We start from the raw sequence: 12472 nt of genomic DNA, 5'->3' as shown, positions 1-12472 counted from the left end.
GTTCGCCCGGAGACTCGCCGGAGCCGCCCGGCGTCCGTCGTTCGCCCGGAGACTCGCCGGGGCCGCCCGCGCTGTCCGGCCCCGCGAGTGAGCTCCCGTGCCGCCGCTCGGGGCCGCCGGACGGCGCGGCCCGCATGGCGCCCGAGGTGAGCAGGCCGGAGTCGGGCACCGGATGCGCCAGCAGCCGCTTGATCACCTGCTCGGCCGCCGGCCGCTCGGCCAGGGCCTTCGACAGGCACCGCAGCACCACCTCGCGCAGCGGCCCCGACAGCCGCCCCAGGTCGGGCGGGGCGGAGAGCACCTGGCTGATCACCTGCTGCACGGCCTCGTTGCCGAACGGTCCCCGCCCGCAGGAGGCGTAGACCATCGTGCCGGCCCAGGAGAACATGTCGGCCGCAGGCCCGGTCACGTCACCGGCGATCTGCTCGGGCGCCATGTACGCGGGCGTGCCCACGGGCGTGGCGCTGATCGTCGAGGTGGCGGCCACCGCGCGGGCGATGCCGAAGTCGATCACGCGCGGCCCGTCGGGGCCGAGGATGACGTTGGCCGGCTTGAAGTCGCGGTGCACGATGCCGGCCCGGTGGATCGCCGCCAGGGCGGTCGCGGTGCCGATGGCCAGCCGGTCGAGCGCCGCACCCGAGCGCGGCCCCTGCCGCTGCACCAGCTGCTGCAGCGAGGGGCCCGCGACGTATTCGCTCACGATGTACGGCCGCCCCTGCTCCACCCCCGTGTCCAGCACGGCCGAGGTGCAGAACGGCGCCACCCGCCTGGCCACCTCCGCCTCCCGCAGGAACCGCGCCACGCTCACCGAGTCGTCCGACTGGTCACCGCGCAGCCACTTGACCGCCACCCGCGTGTCCCCCTCCACGGCCAGGTACACCACGCCCTGGCCGCCCTCGCCGAGCCGGCCCAGGAGCTCGCGGCCCCCCAGACGTGAAGGGTCACCGGGGACGAGCGGAGAGTGAGGGGTCATGGTCAAGATTCTGGCCTCGGAAAGGGGACTCGCGAAACTCGCCGGCAGGTTTTCCATTCCGTCTCCCTCGCAGCGCCGCGGTCCCGCCCGTCCCTCCTGTGGCACCGTACGCGCCGGGTACCGGGACCGGTCCCGGCGTCGTGACCGGCCACGTCGTGTTGTCTTCCCGCCGCACGCGGGTAGGCCCCCCTTGGGGAAGTGGCCCTCGGGGGAGGTCACGATGGAAGCTGCCCGCGGCCGCGGGGGGAGCGGCCTGGCGTTCGAGGTGCTCGACCCGGCGCCGGTCGGCGTGGCGGTGACACGCGGCCCCGGCCACCGGCTCGTCTACATGAACGCGACCTACCGGGCCCAGTTCGGCGACCCGCCTCTCGGCGTCACGCTCGCGGAGGCCTTCCCCGGCATCGCCCAGCCCCGGTTCGACCACGTCCTCGCCACCGGCGAGCCGTGCGTCCTGACCGCCGCGCCCTCCAGCATGGCGCCCGTGGACCGGGACGGCGAAGAGCGCTACTTCACCTCCAGCCTGTCGCGGATCACGTTCGGGCCCGGTGACGACGGCGTGCTGGTGGTCGCCATGGAGGTCACCGAGCAGATCACCGCCGCCCGGCAGGTCCAGGCCATCGCCGACGAGCGCAGCCGGATCCTGCGGCGCTACCGCAGCCTCATGCGGATCAGCGCCCAGATCATCTGGGTGACCGGCCCCGACGGCGAAGTGATCGAGGCGAGCCCCAGCTGGGAGCGGGTGACCGGGCAGCCGTGGGAGGAGTTCCGCGGCCAGGGCTGGCTGGCCATGATCCATCCCGCCGACCGCGCGGCCACCCTCGAATCGTGGTGGCGCGCCGTCGAGACCGTGGCGGACCTGTGGGAGCACTCCTACCTGCTGCGCATGGCCGACGGCGGCTACCGGCACTTCCACGTGCGCGCCGTGCCGATCCGCGAGAACGGCGAGGTCGTGGAGTGGGTGGGGGCCTGCAGCGACGTCGAGGACCAGTGGCGGGAGGGGCGCCGCCAGCGGCTGCTCGACCGGGCCGCCGCGGCCACGGCCGACCTGACGAGCCTGGAGGACATGCTCGGCGCGCTCACCGGCGTGATCGTGCCGGCCCTGGCCGACGGCTGCGGCGTCCACCTCGTCACCGACCTCACCGGCAACGTGCGCGGCGGCACCCCCTTCGTCGCCGAACGGATCGCGAGCGCGGCACGCGACGGCATCAACGCGCTGCCCACCTACAGCGAGGAGTACCTGGGCTCCGGCAACGCCTTCGTCACGGCCGTGCGACGGCGGCGGCCGATACTCAAGCGGTTCCCGCCCGGACAGCCGCCACCCGACCTCGCCCCCTCGGGAACGCAGGCGTGGCTGGTGGCCAACGGCGTCAACAGCATGCTCATCCTGCCCGTCGTGGTCGACGGCGCGGTCCCCGCCGTGGTCACCGCCGTGGCCTGCGGCGACCGCTCGCCCATCAGCCAGGCGGACATCGCGCTGCTCAGCCAGATGTTCGACCACGCGCACGACGCGCTGAGCAGCGCCATCCGGTTCCAGCGGGCGCAGCAGATCGCGCTGGCGCTGCAGCACAGCCTGCTGGCCGAGCCGCCGCTCCTGCCCGACCTGCGCATCGCCGCCCGCTACCGGGCCAGCCCCGCCGCCGCCGAGGTGGGCGGCGACTGGTACGACTCCTTCGTCCTGCCCGACGGCGCCACCATGATCGCCATCGGCGACGTCGCCGGCCACGACCTCGCCGCCGCCGTCGTCATGAGCCAGCTCCGCAACATGCTGCGCGCCCTCGCGATGGACCGCCGCGAGCCGCCGGGGGAGATACTCACCCGGCTCAACATCGCGATGGAGTCCCTGACCGAGGGCATCACCGCCACCTGCGCGCTGGCCCGGGTCGAGGCGTGCCACGGCGGCTACCGCCTCAACTACGCGGTGGCCGGCCACCTGCCGCCGCTGCTGGTCACCCCCGACGGCACCGGCTGCTTCCTGCTGGGCGCGGCCAGCCCCCTGCTCGGCTTCCGCCACGACGAGACGTGCACGTCCGCCCTGCGGCCGCTGCCGCCGCGCAGCACGCTGCTCCTCTACACCGACGGCCTGGTCGAACGGCCCGGCGAGCACCTGGACGTGGGGCTGGAACGGCTGCGCGAACTGGCCGAGACCCTGGCCCGCGAACCGGTGGAGAAGTTCTGCGACAAGCTGCTCAGCGGGCTGCCCACCACGGGCCTGGACGACATCGCCGTGATCGCGCTGCGGCTGCCCACCCACGTCCCGCCCGCGCACAGCGGGTAGCCGTACCGGTAGTACCTTTCATCCCATGCCGACCCACGAGCGGGAGATCACCGAACCCGTGGACCTCTGCCTGCCCGACGGCCGGCTCAACCCGGACGCCGTCGGATGGACCCGGCGCCCGCTGCACCGCGCCAACCTGCGCGGGTGGGGCCGGGCCAAGCGCTGGGAGTACTGGGGCGTGGTCACCCCGTCCCACGTGATCGCCCTGGTGGCGTCCTCGCTCGACTACGCCGGCGTGCACGGCGTCTACGTGCTCGACCGGGCGTCCGGCGCCGAGGTGAGCCAGGACGCCGTGGTGCCGCTGGCCCGCGGCGCCGCCTTCCCCGAGCGCAGCGGCCAGGGCACGGCCAGGGTCGAGGGCGGCGGCGTGCGCATCGTCATCGAGCAGACGGCCGGCGGGACATCGCTGCGCGCGCACGCGCCACGGGTGACGGCGCAGCTGGAGGTGCCGCTGCCGGACGGGCACGAGTCGCTCGGTGTGGTGATCCCGTGGGGGCCGCGCCGGTTCCAGTACACGGTCAAGGACGTCGGCCGCCCGGTGCGCGGGCGGCTCGTGCTGGACGGGCGGGAGCACGAGGTCGGTGCGGGCGCGTTCGCGGTGCTCGACCACGGGCGGGGCAAGTGGCCGTACTCCGTATCCTGGAACTGGGCCGCCGGCAGCGCCCCCGGGCGGGCCGTCCAGCTCGGCGGCAAGTGGACCGACGGCACCGGCCTGACCGAGAACGCGCTCATCCTGGACGGCCGGCTGCACAAGATCGGGGCGCGGCTGGAGTGGGGCTACGACCGCGGCGACTGGATGCGCCCGTGGCGGGTCGAGGGGGACGGGGTCGAGGTGGAGTTCACCCCGTTTCACGAGAGGGTCTCGCGGACGGAGCTCGGCGTCGTCGGCTCGGAGACCCACCAGTGCTTCGGGCACTTCGGCGGCCGGGTGCGAACCGATGACGGCGGCTGGGTCGGCCTCGACGGCCTGACCGGCTGGGCGGAGGAGGCCCGCAACCGATGGTGAAGGAGTCACCTATGACGAACACGCCGGGGTTCGAGATCCGGCCGCTCCAGGCGGGCGCCGCCGCCGACGGCGGGCTCATGTCCGAGCTGGCCGAGCTGGTCAACGAGGTGTACGCGGACGCGGAGCGAGGGCTGTGGGCCGATGGCGCCGCCCGTACGTCGGCTGAGGAGATCGCCGGGTTCGTCGCGGCGGGCGAGATCGTCGTGGCGCTGGTGGACGGGCGGATCGCCGGCTGCGTCCGCGTGCAGGAGCTCGACGCCGGCACGAGCGAGTTCGGCATGCTGGCCGCCGCACCCCGGCACCGGGGCATCGGCCTCGGCCGTGAGCTGGTCCGCTTCGCCGAGCGGCGCGGCAGGTCGCGCGGGCACGCGGAGATGCAGCTGGAGCTGCTGGTGCCGCGCGGGTGGCGGCACCCGTCGAAGGAGTTCCTGGCCGGCTGGTACGGCCGCATCGGCTACCGGCCGGTGGGCACCGGCGCGGTGGAGCAGGACTACCCGCACCTGTCACCCCACCTGGCCACCCCGTGCGACTTCGTCATCTACCGCAAGAACCTCGGCCCGGCCCTGAAGCCCGCCGACCGCTCCTGAGCATCGCCCGCCCCTTCGCTTGCGGCCTGCCGCTGCCGTACCGCCTTCAGGACGTCGCCGCCGGCGGACGCCGTATGCCCGCGAGATGCCCGCGAGATGCCCTCCTCACGCCCTGTCTCCAGGCCACGCACAGCGATGACCATGAGACGTGCAAGCCAAGCCGTAAGAAGACAGAGGAGGCACAATGCGGAGATTCGCTTGGATCCTGGGCGCGGTGGCGGGGGGCACGATCGCCCTCGCCGGGGTCGCCACGCCGGCGAACGCCGAAGTGTGGGCCTGCAGCAGCTTCGTCAACTCGACGACGAACGTGGCGGGGGCGGTGTGTCAGGGAGGATTCGGCACGTACCGGGTGGCCGCCAAGTGCAACTCGGCCCACTACCCCTACACGAGGACCGTCGTCGGCCCGTGGAAGACCAAGACCTCCGGCCATCCGGGACCGTACTCGCTCGTTTCCGGCGAGCCGCAGGGCTGCCACGTCGTCGAGGCGTGGTGGCAGGTCCGGTGATGCCTTTTTCACCGGCGTGAGCCGAGCCGGGCCGGCCTTCTTTCGCGTGTGCGTACCGAGCTTTTCCCGGCTCGCCCCTCAACGGGGGTGGCGCGACGGCCGATCCTGTCGGATGCTGCCAATCATGGCTGACTCACTGCTCTCGTACGCATCCGGCGTCTCCGCCGCTCCGCTGCTGGGTGAGACGATCGGGGAGAACCTGGCGCGCTCCGTGGCCCGGTACGCCGGCCGCGAGGCGCTGGTCGAGGTGGCCACCGAGCGGCGGTGGACGTACGCGGAGTTCGACGCCGCCGTCGACGAGGTCGCGCTGGGGCTGCTGGCGCGCGGGATCGCCAAGGGCGACCGGGTCGGCATCTGGGCGCCGAACTGCGCGGAATGGGTGCTCACGCAGTACGCCACCGCCAAGATCGGCGCCATCCTGGTCAACGTCAACCCCGCCTACCGCAGCCACGAGCTGGACTACGTGGTGCGCCAGTCCGGCATGCGGCTGCTGGTCAGCGCCGTTCGGTTCAAGACGAGCGACTACCGGGCGATGCTGGCCGAGATCGGCTTCGAGCCGGTGGTGTTCATCGGCGAGCCCGGCTGGGACGAGCTCGTCCGGCAGGGCCGCGCCGCCGACCCCGCCGCGCTGCGCGAGCGCGCCGCCACGCTCGCCTTCGACGACCCGATCAACATCCAGTACACCTCAGGCACCACCGGCTTCCCCAAGGGCGCCACGCTGTCGCACCACAACATCCTCAACAACGGCTACTTCGTCGGCGAGGGCGTCGGTTACACCGAGATCGACCGGGTGTGCCTGCCCGTGCCGCTCTACCACTGCTTCGGCATGGTCATGGGCAACCTCGGCGCCACCTCCCACGGCGCCTGCATCGTGCTGCCCGCGCCCGGCTTCGACCCCGAGGCGACGCTGCGCGCCGTCGAGGCCGAGCGGTGCACCTCCCTGTACGGCGTGCCGACCATGTTCATCGCCGAGCTCGGCCATCCGCGCTTCGCCGGGTTCGACCTGTCGTCGCTGCGCACCGGCATCATGGCCGGCTCGCCCTGCCCCGTCGAGGTGATGAAGCGGGTGGCGAGCGAGATGCACATGAGCGAGGTGGCGATCTGCTACGGCATGACCGAGACCTCCCCGGTGTCCACGATGACCCGCAGGGACGACGGCCTGGCCCGCCGCACGGAGACCGTCGGCCGGGTGATGCCGCACCTGGAGGTCAAGATCGTCCATCCGGACACCGGCCTGGAGACCCGGCGCGGCGAGCCGGGCGAGCTGTGCACCCGAGGCTACTCGGTGATGCTCGGCTACTGGGACGAGCCGGGCAAGACCGCCGAGGCGATCGACGCCGCCCGCTGGATGCACACCGGCGACCTGGCCACCATGGACGCCGACGGCTACGTCAACATCGTCGGCCGGATCAAGGACATGGTCATCCGCGGCGGCGAGAACGTCTACCCGCGCGAGATCGAGGAGTACCTCTACACCCACCCCGACATCGCCGACGTCCAGGTGATCGGCGTCCCCGACGCGAAGTACGGCGAGGAGCTGATGGCCTGGATCGTCATGCGCCCGGGCGCCGAGCCGCTCACCGCCGAGTCCGTCAGGGCGTTCTGCGCCGGTCGCCTGGCCCACTTCAAGATCCCCCGGTACGTGCACCTCGTCGAGAGCTTCCCGATGACGGTCACCGGCAAGATCCGCAAGGTCGAGATGCGCGCGGAGGCCGTCGGCCTGCTCGGCCTGGAGGACGCCGCGGCCCGATCCGGCGGCTGAGTCGTCTTCACCGGCGCCCGCCCGCCGACGGGCCCCGTGCCAGGGGCCTCGGCGGGCCCCTGGCACGGGGCCCGTCGGCGGGCGGGCGCCCGCGTTCGGGCGGGCGGGACGTCCGTGTTCGGGCGGCGGGGCGCCCGCGTTCGGCTCAAGCCGACAGAGGTGGACGGCGGATGTGTGATCATTGCATCACGTGTGTGCCGGGATAATTCACCTTCGATCACTTTCGATCGGTACTATGGGCCGTCGCGAGGAGGAGTATGACCAACGTTGCCGTCGGCGCGTCGCCTGCCGGAGACAGCACTGGGCCCGTTCGAGACGATCAAGGCGGAGGCGTGCCCATGGCCGGCCCGGAGACACAGGGGCAGTTGCCCGATGAGCGGCGCACGCGGCTGGTGGAGCTGCTGCGGCGGCGCGGGCTCATGCGTGTGCACGACCTGGCCTCCGAGCTGGCGGTCTCCGCGATCACCATCCGGCGCGACATCACGCTGCTGGCCGGGGAGGGCGCCGTACGCCGCGTCCGCGGCGGCGCCGCCCCCGCCGAACGGCCCCAGGACCCGGCGTCGGCCGGCGGTTACGGCGGGACGGGCGCGTTCGCCGGAGCGGGCGGCCTCGGCGGGGCGGGCACGTTCACGGGAACCGGCGGATTCGGCGGCGGCCCGGACGTGAGCGGACCGGCCGGCGGGTTCGGGGGAGCGGGCGGGGCGAGGGCCGGCGGGTCCGCCCGCGCCATCGCCGCCGAGACGGGGGACGCGCCGGAGCTGACCGTGGGCATGGTCGTGCCCTCGCTCGACTACTACTATCCCGACGTCATCCGCGGCGTGCGCGAGGCGGCCGCGGCGGCCGGGGTCCGGGTCGTGCTGCGCGGGGCGACGTACCAGGTGGCCGACGAACGGCGGCAGCTGACCTCGCTGGTGGAGTCCGTCGGGGTGGACGGGCTGCTGGTCGCGCCCACGACGGAGAGCGACGAGGGCGAGGAACTGGTCCGCTGGCTGCAGGCGGCCGGCGTGCCGGTCGTGCTGATCGAACGGGCCGCGACCGTGGGGCCCTACCGGGAGGCCATGGAGTCCGTCGTCAGCGATCACGCCCTGGGGGCGGCGATGGCCGTACGGCACCTGGCGGTCCTGGGGCACCGGCGGGTCGGCATCATGACCACGATCACCAGCCCGACTTCGCCGCACGTGCGGGCCGGCTGGCGGACGGCCTGCGAGGAGCTGGGGCTGGAGACCGAGGCGACCCCCGACACCCACACGGTCGAGCGGCGCGACCCCGGCTGGAGGCGGGCGCTGGACGAGCTCCTCGACGCCTGCGTGGCCACGGGCACGCGCGCCCTGCTCGTGCACTCGGACCCGGAGGCGATCTCGCTGGTCGAACGCTGCCAGGATCGCGGCATCCGGGTGCCCGCCGACCTGGCCGTGGTCACCTACGACGACGAGGTGGCCGAGCTGTGCGACCCGCCACTGACCGCGATCCGCCCACCCAAGGCCGCCATCGGCCGCGCCGCGTTCACCCTGCTTCTGGAACGCCTGCGCGACCCACGGCGTCCGGCACACCGCGTGGTGGTAGGCCCCCAACTGATCGTCCGCAACTCCTCCACCTGACCACCCCGCACCGGGCCGCCTCACCGGGCCCCCCTGCCCCTGGGGCGGGGGGTGCGCCTGCGCCGGTCATGACCGGCGGCGGGCCTTCGGCGGCAACCTGCCGGTGCCGGGGCGTTCAGCCGAGCAGACGGGAGACGTCGAAGCCGTCGACGGTCCCGTCGGGCCAGACGATCCGGACATCCGACGGGACCTGCGGACCAGGGGCCGGACCGGAGGCCGAGCCGGTCCCGGGGCCAGAAGCCGGGCCGGCCCCGGAGCCGGACGCGGAGCCGGCCCCGGGGCTGGACGCGCTGCCGGAAGCCGGGCCGTACCCGGGGTCGGCCGCAGGGCCGGGCCACGTGACGACGGGTCGCTCGACCGGCTCCCCGGCGCCGAGGTAGAGCACCGCCTCGTGCAAGACCTCCGTAGGCGCGGGGCCGCTGGTCGCGCACCACGGCACCACCGTCCACGGCGCCAGGGGAGAGGCGTCGTCGGCCGACGTCACCCCGCCGGTGTCCAGGGACGCGCCGCCGAACACGCACGAGCACATCCGGTCGTTCGCCACCACGGCAGCCGCACCTGGGCGCGTGTCGGTCGCCGCGCCGGCACCCGCCCCCACGCTGGCACCCGTGCCGGTGTCCGCCCCCGCGCTCAGGCCCGCACCAGCGGCGGTGCCCGCACCGGCAGCCGTGGCAGGGCGCGGGTTGTCGGATGGGAGGGGCCAGCCGCCGATGCGTAGGCGGCCTTCCGGCTTCCCCGCATGATCGTCCGGTGCCCCGACCCGCACCAGGCGGATCTCCCACGGTCCGCGGACCAGGGAGAGCACGTGGAGCCACGGGCCGAGCCGGACCCGGCCCGGGCGGCCGGAGCCGTGGTCGGGGCCGCTGGGGTCGGGCTCAACCCAGTGCGCTCGCCAGCGTGACGCCCCCGCCGCCGTCCCCGTCGGAAGGCGTTCCGTGAGCAGGGTGTCGAAGCCGGTTCTGTGGCTGGGCTCGCCGGACGCGTCGAGCAGCGCCACCGACTGGTCGAGCGGGCGCCCGGCGTGCGGGCCCGCGAGCACGGGGGAGGTGGCGGTGGAGTACGCGAACCGCGCGTACAGCGGCGAGTCCGCCAGCTCGGACCCCGGGTGGGAGTGGTCGGTGCCGTGGTTGACCACGCGCACCACCCCGTCCGCGCGCGTGCCGCTGACCAGCCACCCGGGCGACGGCACGACGAGCTGGTAGTCGTCCCGCTCCACCGGCAGCGGCTCCTCGACGGCCGTCCACACCGGATGACCGGCCGGCAGGGTCAGCCCGAAGAGCCCCTTGGCGGCCCAGTACGGCGAGCCGGGCCCGGAGTAGGACTGCGCGATCGGCCGCCACGGCCCGTGCCAGCCCAAGGACAGCAGCCCCTTGGCGTCGGGGGCGCCGCGGTCGGCGAAGTGCCGGGCGATGCCGGAGGCGGCGCGCCGCAGCAGCCCCGGTGACGGCGTGTCCAGGCCGTAACGCGCCCCGAGCCAGAACGGGACGGCGGCGGCGAACCGGTAGGTCAGGCTGCGGCCCTGCACCAGCGGCGAGCCGTCGGCCCCCACGAGGCGGACCGCGTCGTGCAGGTAGCGCTCCAGCCGCCGCAGGTAGACCGGCCGCCGCTCCTCCGCGGCGGCCGAGAAGGCGGACGAGCCAGTGGGCGAACAGGCGGGCGAGCCGGCGGCCATCTCGGTCCAGAGCAGCGGGTAGAACTGCAGCGCCCATCCGACGTAGTGGTCGTAGGAACGCTCGGCCCCGTCGGCGTACCAGCCGTTCTCGCGAGCGAAACCGTCCGTCAGCGCCAGCCCGGCCTCGATGTCCCCCGGCTCGTACGGCCCCCCGGCCGAGGCCAGGAACTGCTCCACGACGATCTGGAACCAGACCCAGTTGATCGGCGGATACTCACCGCCCACCGCCGGCGCCAGATAGGCGATGACACGTTCCCTGACGCCGTCGTCGAGCCGGTCCCACAGCCACGGCCTGGTCAGGTGCAGCACCAGGGCGATCGAGGCGGCTTCCACCTTGGCCTGGCCGTGCTCGTCCAGCCGGACCCAGCGCTCGGGCGAGGCGGGGTCCGTGCCCGTCGCCAGCCCGCGCGCGTACCACTCCATGAGGCCGAGCGGGTCGCCGCCGCCCTCGCCCGCCACCCGGAACCCGGCCGCGAGGAACGTCCTGGCGAAGCCCTCCAGCCCGTCCACGTCGGCGCCGTAGCCGCCGGCCCGGCCGGGGAAGGAGATCCGCGCGTGGCCCGGCGACGCGAAGGGACGGGCCGACAGCAGCAGCCGCTCGGCCAGCGCCGCCCAATGTGCCCGGGTCCACCCGGTGTACGGCGACAGCGCCGGATCGTCGGGTATGCGCGGCATGCACAGATCCCTTCAGCCTTGCATGTTTACGTAACCACGGATTCACGGGATGGTTACAGCGCCACGGGAGCACGTCAAGCGGTCACCGGACCGGCGGCGTCTTTCGTTGACCAGTTGTGATCTAAGGCGAGCAATGCTGATCGAAACGATCCGATTGCCCCTTGACGGAGGACGAGCGGCCACGCTTAACTCCGGTGCAATGCCGTCCGATCACAGATGAGCGAAATCGATCGTGCGCCGCCCGAAATGTCGTCCGCAACGCCGGCCGATCGGCCGGCCGGAGTCCCGCTCCGGGCGGCCGATCGGAAAACCCCCGCCCCGAGCCCCCGCACCCCGAGGAGACCCAGCTTGAACGCCAGATCACGAGTCGCGAGCCGCCCGGGACCGCTCCGGTGAGCGAGGCTCCCCGGGCCCTGCTGGTCATGGACCGGGCCACGCTGGACGTGCAGTTCGGGCAGCGGCAGCTGCGCCGGCTGCGCGCCCTCACCGAACTCGCCGACCCGATCTGGACCCCCGAGCTGGACACCCCCTCCGCGCGTCGGCGGCTGCGCGAGAGCGAGGTGCTGGTGACGTCGTGGGGCTGCCCGCCCCTGACCGCAGAACGGCTGGCCGACGCGCCCCGGCTGCGCGCCGTCTTCCACTGCGCCGGCACCGTGCGCCCGTTCGTCACCGACGAGGTCTGGCGCAGGGGCATCGTCGTGACCAGCGCCGCCGACGCCAACGCGATCCCGGTCGCCGAGTTCACCCTCGCCGCGATCATCTTCGCCGGCAAGAAGGCGCCCTTCCTGGCCCAGGACGCCCGCACCCACCGCGACGACTGGTCCTACGCGACCCGCCGCGGCGAGCTGTCCAACCGGGGCCGCACGATCGGCGTCGTCGGCTTCTCCCGGGTCGGCCGCCGGGTCGTGGAGCGGCTGCGCGACCTGGAGGTGGACGTCCTGGTCTCCGACCCGTACGCCGCCGCGGCGGAGGTGAGCGCGGCGGGCGGCCGCCTGGTCCCGCTGGCGGAGCTGCTGCGCGGCTGCGACGTGCTCACGCTGCACGTCCCCTCGCTGCCCGAGACCCGCCACCTCATCGGCGCGGCCGAGCTGGCCCTGCTGCGTGACGGCACCACCGTCATCAACACCGCCCGCGGCGCCGTCCTGGACACCGCCGCCATCGAGCGCGAGTGCGCCGCCGGCCGCCTCGACGCCATCCTCGACGTCACCGACCCCGAGCCCCTCCCGGCCGGCTCGGTGCTGTACGAGCTGCCCAACGTCATGATCACCCCTCACATCGCCGGCTCGCTGGGCAGCGAGACCTGGCGGATGAGCGACAGCGCCCTCGACGAACTGGAACGCCACCTGTCCGGCCGGCCCCTCCTCACGGCCGTCACCCCGGACGAGTTCACCGTCAGCGCCTGACCAACCCCCTGTGACG

9 protein-coding genes are annotated in these 12472 nt (G+C 73.8%); 7 read left to right on the top strand and 2 right to left on the bottom strand.

Annotated features, from left to right (window positions below; genetic code table 11):
* The coding region (locus ABFX54_RS46355) for a serine/threonine-protein kinase (RefSeq protein ID WP_346113440.1) at positions 1 to 973 on the bottom strand (973 nt) is incomplete at its 3' end.
* A 220-nt stretch (positions 974 to 1193) separates the two neighbouring features.
* Here ABFX54_RS46355 and ABFX54_RS46350 point away from each other — a divergent pair.
* The 6 genes from ABFX54_RS46350 to ABFX54_RS46325 all read left to right on the top strand — a co-directional run bounded on the left by ABFX54_RS46350 (position 1194) and on the right by ABFX54_RS46325 (position 8706).
* Complete coding sequence (locus ABFX54_RS46350; RefSeq protein ID WP_346113439.1) at positions 1194 to 3248, top strand: SpoIIE family protein phosphatase; 2055 nt, start codon at positions 1194 to 1196, stop codon at positions 3246 to 3248.
* 25 nt (positions 3249 to 3273) lie between these two features.
* Positions 3274 to 4254 carry a DUF2804 domain-containing protein gene (locus tag ABFX54_RS46345; protein ID WP_346113438.1) on the top strand — a complete coding sequence of 327 codons (981 nt, stop codon included), beginning with the start codon at positions 3274 to 3276 and terminating at the stop codon, positions 4252 to 4254.
* Positions 4255 to 4265: 11 nt separating this feature from the next.
* The gene (locus ABFX54_RS46340) at positions 4266 to 4841 is read left to right on the top strand and encodes a GNAT family N-acetyltransferase (RefSeq protein ID WP_346113437.1); all 576 of its coding nucleotides are present in this window, start codon (positions 4266 to 4268) and stop codon (positions 4839 to 4841) included.
* 184 nt (positions 4842 to 5025) lie between these two features.
* Complete coding sequence (locus ABFX54_RS46335; protein ID WP_346113436.1) at positions 5026 to 5346, top strand: hypothetical protein; 321 nt, start codon at positions 5026 to 5028, stop codon at positions 5344 to 5346.
* Between the two features lie 124 nt (positions 5347 to 5470).
* On the top strand, positions 5471 to 7108 hold the full coding sequence (locus ABFX54_RS46330) for an AMP-binding protein (RefSeq protein WP_346113435.1): 1638 nt from the start codon (positions 5471 to 5473) through the stop codon (positions 7106 to 7108).
* Between the two features lie 338 nt (positions 7109 to 7446).
* The gene (locus ABFX54_RS46325; RefSeq protein ID WP_346113433.1) at positions 7447 to 8706 is read left to right on the top strand and encodes a substrate-binding domain-containing protein; all 1260 of its coding nucleotides are present in this window, start codon (positions 7447 to 7449) and stop codon (positions 8704 to 8706) included.
* 115 nt (positions 8707 to 8821) lie between these two features.
* Here the strand turns inward: ABFX54_RS46325 and ABFX54_RS46320 are convergent, their stop codons facing one another.
* The gene (locus tag ABFX54_RS46320; protein WP_346113432.1) at positions 8822 to 11053 is read right to left on the bottom strand and encodes a DUF2264 domain-containing protein; all 2232 of its coding nucleotides are present in this window, start codon (positions 11051 to 11053) and stop codon (positions 8822 to 8824) included.
* Positions 11054 to 11445: 392 nt separating this feature from the next.
* Here ABFX54_RS46320 and ABFX54_RS46315 point away from each other — a divergent pair, with 392 nt between their 5' ends.
* Positions 11446 to 12456, top strand: a complete 1011-nt coding sequence (locus tag ABFX54_RS46315) for a hydroxyacid dehydrogenase (RefSeq protein ID WP_346113431.1) — start codon at positions 11446 to 11448, stop codon at positions 12454 to 12456.
* Positions 12457 to 12472: the final 16 nt, after the last annotated feature.

The sequence above is a fragment of the Nonomuraea maheshkhaliensis genome (genome assembly GCF_039529435.1).
GTDB classification, from domain to species: domain Bacteria; phylum Actinomycetota; class Actinomycetes; order Streptosporangiales; family Streptosporangiaceae; genus Nonomuraea; species Nonomuraea maheshkhaliensis.
The sequence above is the reverse complement of the archived record's forward strand: the minus strand, read 5'-3'. Positions and strand labels throughout refer to the sequence as shown.